Source organism: Vibrio sp. 1751, from assembly GCF_033339895.1.
Lineage (GTDB): Bacteria > Pseudomonadota > Gammaproteobacteria > Enterobacterales > Vibrionaceae > Vibrio > Vibrio alginolyticus.
Genome location: NZ_JAWOVM010000029.1, coordinates 1 through 16,983 on the forward strand (window position 1 = coordinate 1; position 16,983 = coordinate 16,983).

General features: G+C 45.6%; 18 protein-coding genes. 8 read left to right on the top strand and 10 right to left on the bottom strand.

Features of this window, described 5'->3' with window-relative positions; all coding sequences use genetic code 11:
• Nucleotides 1-14: 14 nt before the first annotated feature.
• The 4 genes from R7041_RS11435 to R7041_RS11450 form a co-directional block, all read right to left on the bottom strand.
• Nucleotides 15-1,112 (bottom strand): GGDEF domain-containing protein, encoded by a 1,098-nt coding sequence (locus tag R7041_RS11435; protein ID WP_005383270.1) that lies wholly within the window; start codon nucleotides 1,110-1,112, stop codon nucleotides 15-17.
• A 5-nt stretch (nucleotides 1,113-1,117) separates the two neighbouring features.
• A complete protein-coding gene (locus R7041_RS11440) occupies nucleotides 1,118-1,573 on the bottom strand; it encodes a hypothetical protein (protein ID WP_005374384.1) in 456 nt (151 codons plus the stop codon).
• Between the two features lie 444 nt (nucleotides 1,574-2,017).
• Complete coding sequence (fghA, locus tag R7041_RS11445; RefSeq protein WP_258512488.1) at nucleotides 2,018-2,857, bottom strand: S-formylglutathione hydrolase; 840 nt, start codon at nucleotides 2,855-2,857, stop codon at nucleotides 2,018-2,020.
• A gap of 62 nt (nucleotides 2,858-2,919) precedes the next feature.
• Nucleotides 2,920-4,068, bottom strand: a complete 1,149-nt coding sequence (locus R7041_RS11450; RefSeq protein WP_017821027.1) for an S-(hydroxymethyl)glutathione dehydrogenase/class III alcohol dehydrogenase — start codon at nucleotides 4,066-4,068, stop codon at nucleotides 2,920-2,922.
• Between the two features lie 293 nt (nucleotides 4,069-4,361).
• On the opposite strand from R7041_RS11450, the gene R7041_RS11455 reads away from it, so the two are divergent.
• Together R7041_RS11455 and R7041_RS11460 are read left to right on the top strand one after the other, a co-directional pair.
• Nucleotides 4,362-5,168 carry an arylamine N-acetyltransferase family protein gene (locus R7041_RS11455; protein WP_182038589.1) on the top strand — a complete coding sequence of 269 codons (807 nt, stop codon included), beginning with the start codon at nucleotides 4,362-4,364 and terminating at the stop codon, nucleotides 5,166-5,168.
• 80 nt (nucleotides 5,169-5,248) lie between these two features.
• On the top strand, nucleotides 5,249-6,121 hold the full coding sequence (locus R7041_RS11460) for a LysR family transcriptional regulator (RefSeq protein ID WP_182038591.1): 873 nt from the start codon (nucleotides 5,249-5,251) through the stop codon (nucleotides 6,119-6,121).
• A gap of 99 nt (nucleotides 6,122-6,220) precedes the next feature.
• Here the strand turns inward: R7041_RS11460 and R7041_RS11465 are convergent, their stop codons facing one another.
• On the bottom strand, nucleotides 6,221-6,994 hold the full coding sequence (locus tag R7041_RS11465) for a siderophore-interacting protein (protein ID WP_182038593.1): 774 nt from the start codon (nucleotides 6,992-6,994) through the stop codon (nucleotides 6,221-6,223).
• Between the two features lie 178 nt (nucleotides 6,995-7,172).
• Nucleotides 7,173-7,757, bottom strand: a complete 585-nt coding sequence (locus R7041_RS11470) for a LysE family translocator (protein WP_154204124.1) — start codon at nucleotides 7,755-7,757, stop codon at nucleotides 7,173-7,175.
• A gap of 114 nt (nucleotides 7,758-7,871) precedes the next feature.
• On the opposite strand from R7041_RS11470, the gene R7041_RS11475 reads away from it, so the two are divergent.
• Both R7041_RS11475 and R7041_RS11480 read left to right on the top strand, forming a co-directional pair.
• The gene (locus R7041_RS11475) at nucleotides 7,872-8,312 is read left to right on the top strand and encodes an Lrp/AsnC family transcriptional regulator (RefSeq protein ID WP_031780811.1); all 441 of its coding nucleotides are present in this window, start codon (nucleotides 7,872-7,874) and stop codon (nucleotides 8,310-8,312) included.
• 214 nt (nucleotides 8,313-8,526) lie between these two features.
• Nucleotides 8,527-9,705 (top strand): lytic polysaccharide monooxygenase, encoded by a 1,179-nt coding sequence (locus tag R7041_RS11480; protein WP_206949206.1) that lies wholly within the window; start codon nucleotides 8,527-8,529, stop codon nucleotides 9,703-9,705.
• A gap of 116 nt (nucleotides 9,706-9,821) precedes the next feature.
• Here R7041_RS11480 and R7041_RS11485 read toward each other — a convergent pair whose 3' ends face one another.
• Genes R7041_RS11485 through R7041_RS11495 form a run of 3 tightly spaced genes read right to left on the bottom strand, consistent with a single transcriptional unit; the run spans nucleotide 9,822 to nucleotide 11,452 of the window.
• Nucleotides 9,822-10,442: an HAD-IB family hydrolase gene (locus tag R7041_RS11485; RefSeq protein ID WP_206949207.1), complete on the bottom strand. Its 621-nt coding sequence runs from the start codon at nucleotides 10,440-10,442 to the stop codon at nucleotides 9,822-9,824.
• 38 nt (nucleotides 10,443-10,480) lie between these two features.
• Nucleotides 10,481-10,792 (bottom strand): cupin domain-containing protein, encoded by a 312-nt coding sequence (locus R7041_RS11490; protein WP_206949208.1) that lies wholly within the window; start codon nucleotides 10,790-10,792, stop codon nucleotides 10,481-10,483.
• A 9-nt stretch (nucleotides 10,793-10,801) separates the two neighbouring features.
• A complete protein-coding gene (locus tag R7041_RS11495) occupies nucleotides 10,802-11,452 on the bottom strand; it encodes a Qnr family pentapeptide repeat protein (protein WP_005374358.1) in 651 nt (216 codons plus the stop codon).
• Between the two features lie 495 nt (nucleotides 11,453-11,947).
• On the opposite strand from R7041_RS11495, the gene ompW reads away from it, so the two are divergent.
• The 3 genes from ompW (at nucleotide 11,948) to R7041_RS11510 (ending at nucleotide 15,319) form a co-directional block, all read left to right on the top strand.
• Complete coding sequence (ompW, locus tag R7041_RS11500; protein ID WP_025768755.1) at nucleotides 11,948-12,592, top strand: outer membrane protein OmpW; 645 nt, start codon at nucleotides 11,948-11,950, stop codon at nucleotides 12,590-12,592.
• Nucleotides 12,593-12,806: 214 nt separating this feature from the next.
• Complete coding sequence (locus R7041_RS11505) at nucleotides 12,807-13,832, top strand: HlyD family secretion protein (protein WP_025768756.1); 1,026 nt, start codon at nucleotides 12,807-12,809, stop codon at nucleotides 13,830-13,832.
• The gene (locus R7041_RS11510) at nucleotides 13,829-15,319 is read left to right on the top strand and encodes an MDR family MFS transporter (protein ID WP_005460814.1); all 1,491 of its coding nucleotides are present in this window, start codon (nucleotides 13,829-13,831) and stop codon (nucleotides 15,317-15,319) included. The genes R7041_RS11505 and R7041_RS11510 overlap by 4 nt, the downstream gene beginning before the upstream one ends.
• A gap of 96 nt (nucleotides 15,320-15,415) precedes the next feature.
• On the opposite strand, the gene R7041_RS11515 is transcribed toward R7041_RS11510, so the two are convergent.
• Nucleotides 15,416-15,661, bottom strand: a complete 246-nt coding sequence (locus R7041_RS11515) for a Rho-binding antiterminator (protein WP_005460845.1) — start codon at nucleotides 15,659-15,661, stop codon at nucleotides 15,416-15,418.
• A 180-nt stretch (nucleotides 15,662-15,841) separates the two neighbouring features.
• On the opposite strand from R7041_RS11515, the gene R7041_RS11520 reads away from it, so the two are divergent.
• Nucleotides 15,842-16,969 carry an MBL fold metallo-hydrolase gene (locus R7041_RS11520; RefSeq protein ID WP_137282900.1) on the top strand — a complete coding sequence of 376 codons (1,128 nt, stop codon included), beginning with the start codon at nucleotides 15,842-15,844 and terminating at the stop codon, nucleotides 16,967-16,969.
• Nucleotides 16,970-16,983 lie beyond the last annotated feature (14 nt).

Sequence of the window (16,983 nt, forward strand, 5' to 3'; positions counted from 1 at the left end):
ATCATATATACCGTTTAACGTTGAAATTTCATTTTGTACATGCGCTTATCCGCTATGCTGATAAGAAAGTCAACATTGTCACTGTCTTTAGGGTATTGCGCTAAGCCCATGCTTGTTGAAAGTGTTGAGACTTTATCGGAGTTTAATATTTGTGCATCAAAGACGGTATTTATCTGCTCACGTACGTTCTCTTCATTGAGATGTTCACCTTCAAGGATAACCGCGAACTCATCTCCTCCCATGCGATAAACAGTAAAATCATTGAGTGCCATAGAATTAAGCCGCCTAGCGATTTCCCGCAGTACAGTGTCGCCAACTTGGTGTCCGTGTGTGTCGTTGACTTCTTTAAAACCATTTAAATCTAGAATCCAGAGAGAAAAGGGCCTTTTTTCTTGAGTAAATTTGTTTAGGGTTATGAATAGTGCATTGCGGTTCCCTAGGTTCGTCAAAGGGTCGCTTAGCGCCAATTTTCTATGAAAATGGGATTCACGATAAAAGAAATAAGTTAGAGAGATAATCGACAAAACGAACGTCGCAAACAACATATATTGTGCTTGCATTAAGCGCTGGGTTTGACCTTTTTGTGCTTCATAAGCTTTACTGCTTAGACGGAAGTTTTGATTAACGAAGTCTATTAAGCCTAAATATAGTGTTTGAGTTGAACGATAAAATGCAGCAGCAGCTTGGCTATCACCTGTTCTAGCTTCTACTAGTTGTTTTTCTAGCTCTTTGAACTCTTCAAAAAGGTTAATGAAGTAAAGGTGCATGTTGTTCCGAGAAAAGAACTTATTGGCTTTCGTGCTACTGGTCAATAAGTCAAAGCGACTCCACGCTAACTCGTATTGAAGCTCTGCACCATCAATATTCAATACGTTTTCATCTAACCGTCTGGCCTCGCCGACAAGTTCTGATAGTTCTTTGGAGAGTTGGAATAAAAACCAAGTCGCTTGTTTTTGTTCGTTATTAAAATTTTGTGAGAGTGAACGTGTTTGCTGTAAAAGCACGACATTCGCGAGAAGCAAAGAAACGGCAAACACCACCAGCAGCATTTTGCTGGTGGTAGAATATTGCAATATTCTTTGTTTCTTAGAATAGGGTTCTGATAACTTCATTCTTATTATTTTTCTTTTATTTCATTTACTTGCCATACCATTTGCGCATGATATTTATTGTAGTTTAGCTCTGGATAGAGATTGAGTGGATATATCACCCAGAAAGGGCCTTTATTCCTGACTTTTATGTAATTCTGATCTTGTTGATAAGCCAGTATTGGTTGATATCGAAGAATATCTTGTCGGGACAATGTCGAGTGATAGTCGTTTAAGCTGCTGATATCAACCTGCTCTGGTACCTTTCCATAGACGTGTGTAAGAAGCGTGCTGAGTTTAACGCCTAAAAACTCTGACGAGGCAGGAAGCCAAGGCAATGTCATCGTGTAGCTAGTGGTAGGTAAAGCTTGGATCTCTTCCAGTTCCAGTATGACACTAGGCTGCTGGCTACTACTAAATACGATCGTATTTGCAGACAAGAATGGCGCAACAAAAAACAGACCTAGCGCGACTATCTTTTTCATCATATGCCCTTTTGAGTTTTATTCTTTTTTCTTAGCTAGGACAAAGGTGCTAGCGGTAATTTATTTATAATTATAGAGCCAACCGGATGAGATTTTATAATACGTTATGTTTCAAAAATAACTGTCGGTTTACGTCACGTCAAGGTTATTAAGTTGCTTCTTAATTAAAAGCTCAGAGTCTTGGGATGATAGTAGAGTTTCGTAATGATTTCGCGGTATTTAATTGGTTTTTAGTGCAACTTTGTTTCATTTTTAATAAAGATACTGTGTCGGAAATGAGAATTTAATAAGGCGAGAAATGGACGTCGAATTTGTTCTTAAGTTACATTATTTTACATATTTAAATCATCGATATTCAGATATGTATTTGTTAGTACGTAAAGAAAATAAAGTCACCTAGTTTTGGTGACTTTATTTTTTATTTCATGAGCTTACTTAAGTTAACTATGCAAACAAATATTTTGCATGGAAGTTGAGGTGCTCTTCAATAAAGCTTGAGATGAAGTAATAGCTATGGTCATAGCCTGGTTGCATTCTCAAGGTTAGGTTTGAATCGTGTATTTTTGCCGCAGCAATCAGCGCTTCCGGTCTAAGCTGCTCATTTAAGAAGCCATCAGCATCACCTTGATCAACCAAAATTGGTAATGGTGATTGTTGTTGTTTTAGAAGTTCACTTGCATCGTATTGCTTCCAGATTTCAAGCTCCTTGCCTAAGTAAGCAGTAAAGGCTTTTTGTCCCCAAGGGCATTGCATTGGGTTACTGATTGGACTGAACGCTGAAATAGAACGGTACTGTTCTGAATTTTTCAGACCAATGGTGAGCGCTCCGTGGCCGCCCATGCTGTGACCCGAAATCGACTTCACGTCAGAGACAGGGAAGTTACTTTCGATGATCGCAGGCAACTCCTCAGTCACATAGTCGTACATGCAGTAATGCAATGACCAAGGTGCTTGCGTCGCATTAAGGTAAAAGCCAGCTCCTTTTCCTAGGTCATAGCTTTCGTCGTCAGCGATACCTTCGCCTCTCGGACTTGTGTCTGGTGCAATGATCGCAATGCCAAACTCGGCCGCCATACGAAATGCGCCCGCTTTCTGCATAAAGTTTTCATCGGTACACGTTAAACCAGAGAGCCAGTATAGCGCGGGTACGGGATTCGATTTCGTTGCGTTAGGTGGCAAGAATATCGCGAAGCGCATGGTGCAGTTTAGGGCATTGGATTCGTGTGTATATTGCTTGTGCCAACCGCCAAACACTTTGGCTTGGCTTACATTTTCAATGGTCATGAATAAACTCTCTAATTAGCAGAAGGAATTCAGGCTCCCCAAAAGGAGAGCCTGAGGCAGCATTATTGATCCATATGGATAACTGTTCGGATGCTCTTACCTTCATGCATCAGATCAAACGCTTTGTTGACGTCTGCTAATCCCATTGTGTGGGTAATGAACTCCTGTAAGCCGAATTCACCAGCCATGTAACGGTTCACGATTTCTGGAAGCTCAGAGCGGCCTTTAACGCCACCGAAAGCGCTGCCACGCCATACACGACCAGTTACCAGTTGGAATGGACGAGTTGAGATCTCTTGACCTGCACCAGCAACACCAATGATGACTGACTCACCCCAACCTTTGTGACAGCACTCAAGTGCTTGGCGCATCACGTTTACGTTACCGATACATTCGAATGAGTAGTCAACACCACCGTCTGTCATTTCAACAATCACTTCTTGAATTGGCTTGTCGAATTTTTGTGGGTTGATGCAATCAGTTGCACCAAGTTGTTTCGCTAGGTCGAATTTGCTTTCGTTGATGTCTACACCGATGATGCGGCTGGCACCAGCCATGCGAGCACCGATGATTGCAGAAAGACCGATACCGCCTAGACCAAAGATTGCCACTGTGTCGCCTTTTTCAACTTTAGCTGTGTTTAATACCGCACCCATACCAGTGGTTACGCCACAACCTAGAAGACAAACTTCTTCAAGTGGTGCTTCTTTGTTTACTTTCGCTAGAGAGATTTCTGGAAGAACCGTGTACTCAGAGAAAGTAGAACAACCCATGTAGTGGAAGATAGTTTCGCCGTTGATAGAGAATCGGCTTGTGCCATCTGGCATTAGGCCTTTACCTTGCGTTTCACGAACGGCCTGACATAGGTTCGTTTTGCCAGATTTACAGAACTTACACTCACCACATTCAGCAGTGTAAAGTGGGATAACGTGGTCGCCAACTTCAACGCTTGTTACGCCTTCGCCAACCATTTCAACGATACCGCCACCTTCGTGACCAAGGATTGAAGGGAAGATACCTTCTGGATCGTCACCTGATAGTGTGAATGCGTCAGTGTGACAAACCCCAGTTGCTACGATGCGTACTAGCACTTCGCCGGCTTTTGGAAGTTGTACATCAACTTCTTCCATTTTAAGCGGCTCACCTGCAGCCCAAGCGACCATTGCTTTTGATTTTATGTGAGTTTGACCAGGTTTGATTTCAAGCGACATTGGATGTTTCCTTTATATTTTCAGTATATGGAGTGACGTAATAAGCGTAGTTAAGGTTTGCTTACCGCGCTGCGTCGTTTTGTTGGTGCTCATTTTAGGTGTTTCAGTAAAAATGATAATCCGTCCATTTTGAAAATGATTTTTACATATGCGTAATAATGATAAGGTGAGCGTGTAAAAAGAGTGCTGTGCCTCCTTAAAGCGGAAGGGAAATGGAAAAGGTGATTGACCTGAAGTTAGATAGAGGGGCTAAAGTAGAAAACAGTCAAACCATCAGCTAAGTAAGAGTCATTATGAATAAGACGGATCTGAGTGCCTATTTAACCAAGCTAGGCTTGCCTAGTGAATTGCCTGCCGATTTGGAGTCATTGCACAGAGTTCACGTGGCGCAGCATCGTTGCCTGCCGTTTGAGAATTTTGACATCGCATTGCAGCGAGGCGTCTCTGTTGAGATTGAAGATATTATTCAAAAAACCGTGTACCACTCTCGCGGTGGTTACTGCTTTGAATTAAATGGTTTAATGCTTGATGTGCTCAACACTCTTGGGTTTGAAGCGCGAAGTTTGCTAGGGCGTGTACATGTGTCTGGTACGCCAACAGGTCGTAGTCATCAAATCACGTTAGTGACGTTCGAGGAACAAACATGGATTATTGATGTGGGCTTTGGCTCCAATACCCCTCGAGCGCCATTGCCGTTTATCCTTGACCAAGTGATTCAGACGGATTTACAAACCTTCCGTTTTGTCAAAGATGCTCAGTTTGGTTATTTCCTCCAAGTGCTTTCAACCGATGGAACGGACACGTGGAACAATCTATACAGCTTTGACCTAGAGTTTGTGTTTGCTGGTGACATTGCATGTAGCAACTTCTTTACCTCGACTTCGCCTAATTCGCGTTTTACTAGCGCAAGAGTCGCTGCTAGAGCGACAGAAAGTGGGTTGGTGACGCTGCTTAACTACACACTCAGATGCACCAATCATGAAGAGCTAACAGAAATAGAGCTAGAGCCAGGTCAAACCTACCTGGATGCGTTGAAAGAATATTTTGGCATTGAGCTTGATGTGCAATACGACGAACTTCGTCCGTTACCTGACGCGTAAAGTTTTCCCGTTTTCAAAGCGTAGCGCGACGAGAACAATGTAATCACTATTTGTCTAGAAGAGGTCGACAGGAATACAGCATGGCGAATTGGGAAGGAGTCAGCGAGTTTGTTGCCGTAGCGGAAACTAACAGCTTTACAGCTGCCGCGGCTAAACTGAAAACGTCAGTGGCACAAATCAGTCGCCGCGTATCGGCACTTGAAGAGCGTCTTGCGGTTAAGTTACTGCATCGCACGACGCGAAAAGTTTCTCTGTCTGAAGCTGGACAGCTTTATTATCAGCAGTGCAAACATTTGGTCGAAGGGCTAGAACTGGCCGAGCTTGCCGTAACGCAAATGCAAACCGAACCGCGAGGTTTGCTGCGTGTGACAGCGCCTGTGACCTATGGGGAAATGAACCTCGCACCGCTCTTGCATCAGTTTTTGGAGAAGCACCCGCGTGTGGACCTCGATTTAGTTCTGACCAATCAAAAACTGGATTTGATAGAGCAAGGGGTAGACGTGGCGATTCGTCTTGGCCGCCTGCAAGATTCCAGCATGATCGCAAAGCGTCTTTCGTCGCGTCAAAATTACGTGTGTGCTAGCCCTATGTATTTGGAGCGATTTGGCGAGCCTCACACATTATCCGAACTGGCTCGACATCAGTGCCTAGTTGGTTCGGTCGATTATTGGCATTTTAAGGAAAATAAACGCGATAAGTCTTTGCGCGTGTCGGGGAGGATTAAATGCAATAGTGGTTTTGCGCTAATGGGCGCCGCCAAACGTGGTTTGGGTTTAGTGCAGTTGCCGGACTATTACGTTCAAGAAGCCCTAGATAACGGTGAGCTAGTCGAGGTGCTGACCGATTACCGAGACGACCGTGAAGGCATTTGGGCACTGTATCCACAAAGCCGAAATTTATCGCCCAAAGTGAGGTTGTTAATCGACTTTTTAGCGCAGGAACTAGCGGATTAGAGTTTTCATGAACTTTAATACAACTGAAGTTGCTAAAACGCCCGGTGATGCCGGGCGTTTTTATTAGGATGAGAGCTGGAATCGAAAAGACATGAATCACTATTGGTTGGATTCCGCGTCTTCACGTTTAATCACTTTGTGCCCATCTTCAGACACGCCTTGCTTCCAATAGCTGCTGATGTAGATGTTCTCGCGATCGACTTCTTTCTCATTGCGGAAATATTGGCGCAGCGCGCGCATTGAATCGAACTCACACGCACACCATACCGAAGCGTTACCGTCTAACCACTCGAGTTCGCGAACGCTATCAGCCAAGGTTTGCCCTTCGGTTAACCAAATCAACTCCATACCGGCTGGCGTGTTTAGGGGTTGGATGTCGGCTGGAGACATCACGCTGATCACAGCGTAGCCTTTGGCCTCTTCTGGCAACGTACGAATTTTCGCAGAAAGCGCTGGAAGTGCCGTCATATCGGCAGCCATGAAGAACCAATCCGCCTCCGTATTTAAGTTGGAGATGCTACCTGGCCCTACGATGCTGATCGTGTCGCCTTTTTGCGCGGCCATTGCCCAACGTGCGGCAAATCCGCATTGCAGATCTTGCGTTACGTGTCGGACGAAATCCACTTCGATTGAACTGGTTTCTGGATGAAAGCGTCGAATAGTGTAGGTGCGCATGATCGGCCGGTCGTCTTCTGACAGGATGCTCAGATCCGCGCCGCCCATATCGTTAAACAGTAATTTGATGTAACTGCCTTCGCAGTCACGAGGAAAGTGGCTCAGCGCCTCACCTTGCAAGGTAATGCGCTGCATGTTTGGAGTGATGGTTTCTGTGTCTGTGACAACAAGCGTTTTAGGTTGAGGCTTCTTTTTCATTGTTACTTTACTCGATAATTATTCTCTTTCTCATTTAAAGATTATCAAGTTCCCTAACAAGAGGGTAGCGTCTTTAAACAAATTTACACTGTGAATTAACGCCAAAGCCTCAAGCAAAATGCAGTATCTGTCCTTTCCCAATTACGTAAAGTGAGTCGTTTTTTAACCCAAAATAGACTTATATCATTGGAATCGTAGACAAAAGCAACAGCGCAGCCATGCTGTAGTTGAACCCCTTAACGCGTTTATCGGTGGTCAACCAACGCTGCAATTGCATACCTGCCGCCGTCCAAAATGTTACCGATGGCAAGTTGGCTAAACAGAAGATACCGGCGATAAAAGTCAGTTCGAGCCATGCACCGCCACTGCTGTATACCGTAATGGCCGTCAACGCCATCGACCAACCTTTTGGGTTCACCCATTGGAATGTGACAGCCCCTAAAAAAGACATCGGGCGAAAATCATGTTTTGCTTCGGTTTTGTCGCTGGTGGCGATTTTGTACGTCAAGTACAGCAAATAACTCAAGCTCAATACTTTTAAAATCGAGTGGGTGAGCGGGTAAGCGTGGAACAGGCCCATCAAGCCAATACCCACCAAAATTAGCATGGCACCAAAGCCGAAGGTAATGCCTAACATGTGTGGGATAGTGCGTTTAAAGCCGACATTTGCCCCTGAGGTCATCAACATAATGTTATTGGGACCCGGCGTAAAAGTGGAGACAAAAGCGAACAACGCCAAAGCGCCCAGTTGATGATATTCCATAGATTGTTCCTTGAATCAGTTCTCGATAAGTTGAGAACAACTATAAGTAGAACTGAGGTCAATATTGTGCTTTTATTTGATGATTAGAAACTAAATAAGCAATGAAACATCATGATGGATAGATTTGACGAAAGAATATTGCAAGTGCTCAAACGAGACGGAAGAATCTCCAATGTGGAGCTGTCGGAACGCGTTGGTTTATCTCCGTCTGCAACCTTACGCCGAGTGCAAGATTTAGAGCGTAAAGGCGTTATCAAAGGCTACCGAGCAGTACTGGATAATCAGCAACTTGGCGTGGGTTTTGTCGCTTATGTGTCGATTGGTTTGGCCTCGCACTCTAAGCAGGCACAGCTGGGTTTCGAAGAGCATGTGCGTTTTGTAAACGAGGTGGTGGAATGTCACAACATTACGGGATCTAACGAATATCTCATACGCGTAGAGACGCAAAATCTCGCCGCTTATAAAGCGTTCCATGCTGATGTGTTGGGTGAGTGCGAACACGTCAAGTCGATCACAACCATGGTGGTGATGGACACACCAAAAGACGAGCGATAGCCAAACGAGAGTGACAGTTTTTGTGGCACATGAATTTGAAGTGACTCGAAAGAGTCAGTCGAGTATGAGAATGGTTCACAACAAATGCTGGAAAGCAGATGGCACTCTTACAATTTCCATATTTATTCTCACCTTCTAAATAATCCCATCCTGCTAGTTTTGCTTAAACCGCTTGTGTTTCAGAGCGGCGAGTCAGCAAAATTAAGGATGAACGATGAAATCACATGTAACACTTCCTCTTTTGAGCTTAAGCGCTGTTGCCGCATTGAGCTCATTTAACGTCAACGCCCACGGCTGGGTAGAATTTCCAAGCGCTCGTCAGAATACGTGTTATTTAGACGGTGGTTTTTGGACCAACGAGATCCCTAACCAAGCGTGTAAAGCGGCTTTTGAAGAATCTGGCGCGTATCCGTTTGTGCAACGCAGCGAAATCGCGGCGAACGTACCAAATTACCGAGATATGGAGCATGTGAAAGCCGTGGTTCGCGACGGTGAACTGTGTTCTGCCGGCGATGCGGCTAAGAAAGGCTTGAACATTCCTTCTCCAAACTGGCAGCGCACCAATGTTACGCCAGATGCAAACAACCAGATTGAATTGCTGTTTTACGGCAAAGCGCCGCACAACCCATCGTACTGGGAATTCTATCTCACCAAGCCAACTTATGATGATTCAAAGCCTCTTACTTGGAGTGATTTAGAGCTGATCGACACCGCAGGTGATGTGTATGTTGATGCGGAAAAACGCTACCGTATTCAGGTGACTTTCCCTGCTGATCGTTCGGGCGATGCGGTACTTTACACTCGTTGGCAGCGTATTGATGTCGCTGGGGAAGGTTTCTACAACTGTAGTGACATTACGTTAAACGGAACAGGCACGACGCCACCGACTGACCCTGTTGATCCAACCGAACCGGGCAATAATCTGACATCTCTAGGCTACTTTGTTCAGCAAGGTTTCGGACCAGTAGAAGCGGGTGACACCATCCGTTTCCGTACGTTTAATGCGACAGGCAATGAAATTGTCGATATTTCACTGCCAATCAGCGCAAACAATACGACGACTTGGGCGGCAGAAATTGCGGATCAATTTAACGCGCAGCAAACGGGCGATTGGTACGTGGGCATTTGGCATCAAGAGATGAACCACTACATGTTCGATAGTAACAACGTGAATGCGAACCAAGTATTAGCGCCAAGCGCAGACTTCAGTTATGCGTTGTCACTGATCAAAGCGGATGTAACGCCACCAGTTGAACCAACCAACTTGTGGGACAAGACGGCCGTATACAACCAAGGTGATGTGGTGACGCACAACGGCAAAGAATGGACTGCCCAGTGGTGGACGTCTGGTGAGGAACCAGGCACAACGGGTCAATGGGGGGTATGGCGTTAAGCCAGTTATTCGGGCCCTGATCAATAAAACCCTTCTCATGTGAGAAGGGTTTGTTTTTTTAGCCTAAAACGATCACTTTGGTCGAGTGGTTGTCTTGAAAATCAGAGCACATATCGTTATTCGCTTGCTCTCCACTCGCTCCAGTTGAGCATCGCGTAGTCTGCCAGTTTGAGCATCGGAATGTCTTCGTGTGTATCACCGTAGGCATAAACAGACGCAAACTCGTCGAGCGAAAACGCCGCCTTCACGCGCGAGACTTTTCTTTCTAAACTGCAATCACCTTGCTGGTAAAAGCCACTCAGTTTTGGCTGCTCTGAGATCAGTTCACTGCACAGCAAGTGGTAACCGTTCGCTTCACACCAAGGCTTGAGATACGCATTGAGTGATGCCGACACCACCACAATGGTATCGCCTCTGTGTTGATGCCACGCCAACCTTTCCATCGCTTCTGGCCGTAAGTACAGCGGGATCACTTCATGGGCAAACTGAGCGCCAATCGCTTCAATTTTCTGCGTTTCTTTCCCTGAAAATGCAATAAAACTGCTGAGAGGGCGCATAACACGAGCGGGTAACACTCCGAGTTTGTACAGCGCATAAAATGGCATGATAGCGACCTTTCCTATTCGTTTGCGCAGGCCATAAGCAGAATAGTGGAGGAAAAGGCTAAACATATCCTCTCGGGTGATGGTGCCATCAAAATCAAACAGTGCCAGTGACGGCTTAGTAGTATCGAGCAAACTCAGCGCCTATTTTTGGGTTTAAGATCGTTTTGTGTTTATTGATAAAACACCGCCAACCAGATGGTTTCTTGCGTTGGGTCAGTCCAGCTCACTTTGTGTTTGGTATGAGCTGGAATCGTAACGTGATCGCCTGCCTCAAGTCGTTGCACTACACCTGATTCAAAAGTCAGCTCTCCAGATCCTTTAAGAACCAAGACCCATTCATGTTCTTCTTGGTCGTACCAGCCACTTTCGGGCGAGGTTTGCCCCGTTGAGACAATGCGTTCTATACGCAGGTTTTTGTGGGTCAGCAGGTCTTCGAACACTTCCTCGTCGAGGTTATTCGGTAAGTCTTTAAACAGGTTCATGGCCTTTCCTTAGAGAATGATCAGTCCAAAAGGCGCAAGCAATTGCTCTTGTTGCCAATCACAAATTTTAACACCAAACAGAGAAACGCGGCGAACATCCAGCCCGTCTAGTTCGACATGAGTCAGATCACATTGCTCAACGTTAAAGGTTCCCCATTGTTCTGGCGAGAATTCGCAGCGAGATAAATCCGAGCCTTTGAGAGTTGCCCCTGCGAGGTTCGCACCGTTCCAACGGTTTTCAAAGAGGTCACATTTTTCTAGTAACACTCGTTCGAAGTTACAGTAGGTGAGGTTGCAGCCAGTAATAAAAGCAGAACAGAAAAACATGGTGTTACTGACGCGATTAGCAAAGTTCGCACCTTGGAAGTTTGCCCCTTTGAGATCGCACTTACGCAGCTCCAAGCCCATACAATTTGCGCCGTTAAACAGGCTCATCGCCAACATACAGTTCGTAAAGCTGGCGTCTTTTAAGTTCGCGAAGCGAAAACTACACCCTTCTAGCGCTTTGGATTCGATAAAGCGACAGTCGATGAACTTAGCATCGCGCAGATCGGCATGGTCGAAACAGCACATATAAAAGTGGCAGTTTTTAAAGGTAGCATTCTGAAAATCGTGATGAGAAAAGTTTTCTCGTTCAAAAATGAGATCGGTTTTTAACATGTCTTCTCCTTAGCTGCGAGCAGACTAGCACTCCAAGTGACTGATTTTCCAGAAAAATAACTTCTTGTATTTCAGTGCTTTACAAACCCCTCAAATCGCGATTTTAAGGGGGCAAACGAGCGTTTTAAGTGGGTTGTTTTTTGAAAATAGAAGACGTAGAGGACGAAAAAAGTTTTTGCTGGCTACGAGCCTTAACGAGAGGATTCGCATTTATGGGTATGCATGGCAACTCACACGCACAGTTTGCATTACAGAATTGTATCCTATTTGCATAATTTGTTGATCAATATGGCGTTTCTCCATACAAAAAACCTATATTTTTCACAAATTGATTTCCATCAAAATAGTAGGGTTTCTATGTGCTAGATTGCGCACAGCTCAAAAAGATATAGATACCCGTGTGCTTCAAGGCGCTGAGTTTACTTGAAATCTCAGATCAGTTAACAGGCACCCCTTTGGGTACGACATAACGAAGCCCTACGAAAGGAAATAAAAATGAAAAAAACAATCTGCAGTCTAGCAGTGGTTGCTGCACTCGTGTCACCAAGTGTTTTCGCTCATAAACAAGGTGACTTCGTTCTTCGTGTTGGTGCGGCGTCTGTCGTTCCAAACGACAGCAGCGATAAGATTCTTGGTTCTCAAGAAGAATTGAAAGTGGATTCAAATACGCAGCTTGGTTTGACGTTTGGCTACATGTTTACAGACAACATCAGTTTAGAGCTTCTAGCAGCAACACCATTCAGCCACGATATTTCAACAGACTTGTTAGGTCTTGGTGATATCGCGGACACCAAACACCTTCCACCAACGCTTATGGTGCAGTACTACTTTGGCGAGCCACAAAGTAAGTTCCGTCCATACGTTGGTGCAGGTCTGAACTACACCATGTTCTTTGATGAGGGCTTCAATAGCACGGGTAAAGGCGCTGGTCTTTCAGATCTTAAGTTGGATGACTCATTCGGTCTAGCAGCGAATATTGGTGTGGACTACATGATCAACGATCAATGGTTCCTCAACGCCGCTGCGTGGTACGCAAACATTGAAACAGAAGCAACTTACAAAGCAGGTGGAGTGAAGCAAAAAACCGACGTCAAAATTAACCCTTGGGTATTTATGATCAGCGGCGGTTACAAGTTCTAAGAAAAACCAGTAGTTACACGCACATTACTATTATTGGCATGACTTTGGGGGCGGTTACGGGGACTGCCCCTCTTTTTTATCCTCGTTTTGATTGCACATCATTTACTCCACTTAGCAACATGCAAAATTGGATCTTTACCTTGCAGATCATTTTATTGTCGGAAGATCGAAAAGTCCTACACTGATCACATAATTGAACAAGTGGACAATATAAATGAGCGACGATATCGCAAAGCATTCCTCCTCCAGATCTAAGCTGGTAAAAACTCTTTTCTTTACTCTCTGTGTTATCGCATTTGGTGCGATGTATTGGTCTTGGCAGTATTCAGACAGTCACCCAAGCACAGAAGATGCCTATGTTAGGGCAAAAATTTTGTCGGTAGCGCCTCAGGTAAAAGGCCAAGTGGTTTCTGTGGATGTCAAAGACTTCCAATCTGTTAACAAAGGTGACCTACTGCTGAAGATAGATTCACGCCCATATTTGTTGGCAGTGAAGCAAGCAAAAGCGGCATACCAATTGGCGGTCCAGCAACATGACGTTGCCGATAAGCAGGTAACTGAAGCCGTTGCGGGCTTAGATGCGGCGCGCTCTAACCTGACAGAAGCGCAAGTGGAGTACAAACGTACGGATTCCTTGGTGAAACGCAAACTGGCGTCGGACCAAGATTTAGATACGGCAAAAAACAAACTAGCCAATGCCCAAGCGAGCCTGGAGCAAGCGCGCGCGACGGTAGAAAAAGCCATTGCGAACCGTGGTGAAGAAGGCGCAGAGGCTGCGGTTGTTCAACAAGCGGGAGCACAGTTAGCGCAAGCAGAGCTGAACTTGAGCTACACCGACATTACGTCACCAGTGGATGGCATTGCCGGTGAGATCAATACGCACGTAGGCTCGGTCGTTAGCGTGGGTCAAACGTTGTTCCCTGTGATTTTAAAAGACAGCTATTGGGTACGCGCGAACTTTAAAGAAACCGATCTTACTCATATTAAACCTGGCATGCATGCGGATGTGGTGATTGATATGTACCCAGACGTGGTGTGGAAAGCAACGGTAGAGCAGCTGTCGCCTGCGAGTGGTACATCGTTCTCCTTGATGCCACCAGAAAACGCAACAGGTAACTGGGTTAAAATCAAACAGCGTTTCCCTGTACGTTTGGCATTAGAAGTACCGGCCGATGCGCCGCAACTTCGCGTGGGTGCGAGCTCAGAAGTCACCATTGATTTGCAAAGTAGCGTGCAATGAGCCATCAAATTACGGCAGACAAACGGGGGATTGCCACCGTCGCCGTGATGCTTTCTGCCATCATGGTGTTAATCGATATGACCGTTGCGAACGTGTCGCTATCGCACATGATGGGCGCGTTGGGCGCAACGGCAGACCAAATTACTTGGGTGCTGACGGGTTACAGCATGGCGGAAGCGATCTTCATTCCGATGACCAGTTTCTGGGTGTCGCGCTTTGGTGAACGCAAAGTCATGCTGGTTGCTGTGATCGGTTTTGTGATTGCCAGTGCGCTTTGTGGGCAAGCACAGTCTCTTGAAGAGATGGTGCTATTTCGCATTATTCAAGGCGCTTTCGGCGCGTCGGTGATTCCATTAGCGCAGTCGACGTTAGTGCAGATTTATCCGTACGAACAAAAAGGCAAAGCGATGGCGATTTTCTCCATCGGCATTTTGCTTGGTCCTATTTTGGGCCCAGTCGTGGGTGGCGTGATCACCGACAACATCAATTGGCGCTGGATTTTTTACATCAACTTGCCATTCGGTTTGATTTGTACCTCTTTGATTTATCGCTATATCCACATCGACAACAAATCCAAACCTAACTTTGACTGGTGGATCATCGGTTACATGGCGTTAGGTGTGGGCGCGTTGCAGTTTGTGTTGGATAAAGGTAACGAAGAAGACTGGCTCAACTCACGCATGATCCAGACCGCGATATTACTCGCTGTCATGGGGTCGGTGATGTGGATTTATCGCAGCTGGAAAACCAAAAGCCCAATAGCGCCATTGTGGCTACTGAAAGACCGAAATCTTATGGTCTCGTCGTTGATGATTGCCGTGGTGTCGATGGCGATGTTTGGCCTGACGACTCAACAACCGATGCTGTTGGAAAGCTTGCTGGATTATCCGGTCTCAACCACTGGCTTATTAATGGCACCGCGTGGATTGGCGTCAGCGGCGATGTTGATTTTGGTGATTAAGCTCAATCCGCAATTCGATCCCAGAATCAAAATAGTCTTTGGCTTGAGCTGCATCGGGATTGGTAGTTATTTGATGACGCAATACTCACTGCAGATCGATACATTTTGGATTGTGATGCCGAGTATGATTCAGGGGATGGGGCTTGGTTTAACCTTCTCGACGCTATCCACCTTGGCGTATTTAACGATTCCGAAAGAGCAATCTGTTGCGGCGGCGAGTATTTACAATCTGTTCCGTACCATTGGTAGCTCGTTTGGTATTTCTATCGCCACCACGTTCCAATATCGTGATAGTCAGCAGCAATGGCATGCGCTGGGAGAGGGTATTAATCCTTATAATCCTAACTTGCATGACTGGGCGGCCAATCAGGGGCTTTCTATTACCGATCCGGTTGCGTTAGACCAATACCAACAGATGTTGCAGCAGCAATCGCAAATGGTCGCGTTTGTGCACACCTTCCAGCTTGTGGGAGTGATGTTCGTGATCATGATGCCGATGCTGGTTTTCATCCGGTCGCGAGAATAACAACAAGTTCCGGTGAATCGTGTAAGAGAACGCCTCTCAAGTTGTATTTGCTTGAGAGGTGTTTTTTATTGGACGGTGTCAATGAAAGACGGACGTTTACTCAAACGTCACTTCATCAAAATGCGGATTGGCTTTGAGCGCGCGCATTGCGACTAATTGTTCAGTCGGGAAAGCGGTGTGCTCACCATCCATATCTAAAAACAAGCACTCTTGTCGCTGCATGTCGTAGCCTGTGTCGAACGCGTTGCCCTGATGAGTTTCACCATTTTTTAGCGTGATCTCGATAGGGAGCTTAAACATACAGGCGATTTCAATAAAATCGTATTGGCTGCAAGTCACCATAGTTTTCTCCTTTCAAACCGACGCAGTATTCAGAAGGTTTGAGAACCGCTTCCTTAAATAGAAGACGTTTGATTGAAACTGAATCTTCATCTTACACCTCATTTTGGTCACGAAATAGACATACACGCACGTTTTAATAAACCTACTGTTGAGCGTTCACAAGCGAGACAAAATAACGATATGTCTGAGACGATACTTAAGCGCACATACCTAACGAGTGAACAAAAGCCAAGTTCACTGATTCCGCCTCAAACCTACCATGCGCAGTTGGCGCACCGTGTTTACCACTCGCCTCAATTTGAAAACGGCCGCGTTAAAAACGAGATGCCAAATGTCCCTAGCCCGCAATCATTCTGGCAGGTGTGTTGGAGCTATCTTGGTGGTAGAACGCCATTGAGTCCTAACGAACATCTGCCACATTTCCCAATTCAACCTACGCAGTTTGCGCAGCGAAGTGAATCGATGCGCGTTACTTGGCTGGGCCATTCCACCATGCTGGTGGAGGTCGATGGCATTCGAATTCTGACTGATCCGGTATTTGATTACGCTTCTCCGTTCATCGCAAAAGCGTGGTTTGAACGCAATATTCCCAATACCCATGCCAGAGATTGTTTGCCGATTCCTGAAATTATCGTGATTTCGCACGATCATTACGACCATTTAGAAGCATCGACCATACGTTTCTACGCCGATAAACCCGTGACGTTTTATGTACCCTTAGGGGTTGGCAAGCATCTGATAAAGTGGGGCGTTTGCGCAGACAACATCGTGGAATTCGATTGGTGGGATAGCGTGCACTATGCCGGAATCGAACTGATTTGTACGCCCGCTAACCATAATTCTGGTCGTACTTATTTCGATAAAAACTCGACCTTGTGGGCTTCTTGGGTCATCAAAGGTAAAGAAGAGACGCTCTATTTTAGTGGCGATTCAGCTTACGATTCGCACTTTTCCGAGATCGCACTGCGATGTGGACCAATCGACATTGCCTGTTTGGAAGTGGCTGCTGATGTGAAAGGCCAAGGTTATCCGGTCGAAAACTGGGGGCACATGCAGGCTCATCATACCGTGCAAGCGTTTCGCGACTTAAATGCGAAAAAACTGTTGCCAGTACATTGGGCTACATACGAACTGTTTACTCACCGCTGGGACGAACCGATTTTAGATTTGCTTACCCATTGTCAAAAAGAACATATAACGCTGCTGACGCCAATGCCGGGGGAGAGTTTTTACGTTCATCAAGAACATATAAATAAACAATGGTGGCGAGAAAAAGAAATAGGTGAGCCAGATATAATTTTGACTTAATAATATGTTCTTAC

Bases quoted from the DNA above. Each gene is read 5' to 3' on its own strand.
- R7041_RS11435 (WP_005383270.1), bottom strand. From the start codon at position 1,112: ATGAAGTTATCAGAACCCTATTCTAAGAAACAAAGAATATTGCAATAT.
- R7041_RS11440 (WP_005374384.1), bottom strand. From the start codon at position 1,573: ATGAAAAAGATAGTCGCGCTAGGTCTGTTTTTTGTTGCGCCATTCTTG.
- fghA (WP_258512488.1), bottom strand. From the start codon at position 2,857: ATGACCATTGAAAATGTAAGCCAAGCCAAAGTGTTTGGCGGTTGGCAC.
- R7041_RS11450 (WP_017821027.1), bottom strand. From the start codon at position 4,068: ATGTCGCTTGAAATCAAACCTGGTCAAACTCACATAAAATCAAAAGCA.
- R7041_RS11455 (WP_182038589.1), top strand. From the start codon at position 4,362: ATGAATAAGACGGATCTGAGTGCCTATTTAACCAAGCTAGGCTTGCCT.
- R7041_RS11460 (WP_182038591.1), top strand. From the start codon at position 5,249: ATGGCGAATTGGGAAGGAGTCAGCGAGTTTGTTGCCGTAGCGGAAACT.
- R7041_RS11465 (WP_182038593.1), bottom strand. From the start codon at position 6,994: ATGAAAAAGAAGCCTCAACCTAAAACGCTTGTTGTCACAGACACAGAA.
- R7041_RS11470 (WP_154204124.1), bottom strand. From the start codon at position 7,757: ATGGAATATCATCAACTGGGCGCTTTGGCGTTGTTCGCTTTTGTCTCC.
- R7041_RS11475 (WP_031780811.1), top strand. From the start codon at position 7,872: ATGGATAGATTTGACGAAAGAATATTGCAAGTGCTCAAACGAGACGGA.
- R7041_RS11480 (WP_206949206.1), top strand. From the start codon at position 8,527: ATGAAATCACATGTAACACTTCCTCTTTTGAGCTTAAGCGCTGTTGCC.
- R7041_RS11490 (WP_206949208.1), bottom strand. From the start codon at position 10,792: ATGAACCTGTTTAAAGACTTACCGAATAACCTCGACGAGGAAGTGTTC.
- R7041_RS11495 (WP_005374358.1), bottom strand. From the start codon at position 11,452: ATGTTAAAAACCGATCTCATTTTTGAACGAGAAAACTTTTCTCATCAC.
- ompW (WP_025768755.1), top strand. From the start codon at position 11,948: ATGAAAAAAACAATCTGCAGTCTAGCAGTGGTTGCTGCACTCGTGTCA.
- R7041_RS11505 (WP_025768756.1), top strand. From the start codon at position 12,807: ATGAGCGACGATATCGCAAAGCATTCCTCCTCCAGATCTAAGCTGGTA.
- R7041_RS11510 (WP_005460814.1), top strand. From the start codon at position 13,829: ATGAGCCATCAAATTACGGCAGACAAACGGGGGATTGCCACCGTCGCC.
- R7041_RS11515 (WP_005460845.1), bottom strand. From the start codon at position 15,661: ATGGTGACTTGCAGCCAATACGATTTTATTGAAATCGCCTGTATGTTT.
- R7041_RS11520 (WP_137282900.1), top strand. From the start codon at position 15,842: ATGTCTGAGACGATACTTAAGCGCACATACCTAACGAGTGAACAAAAG.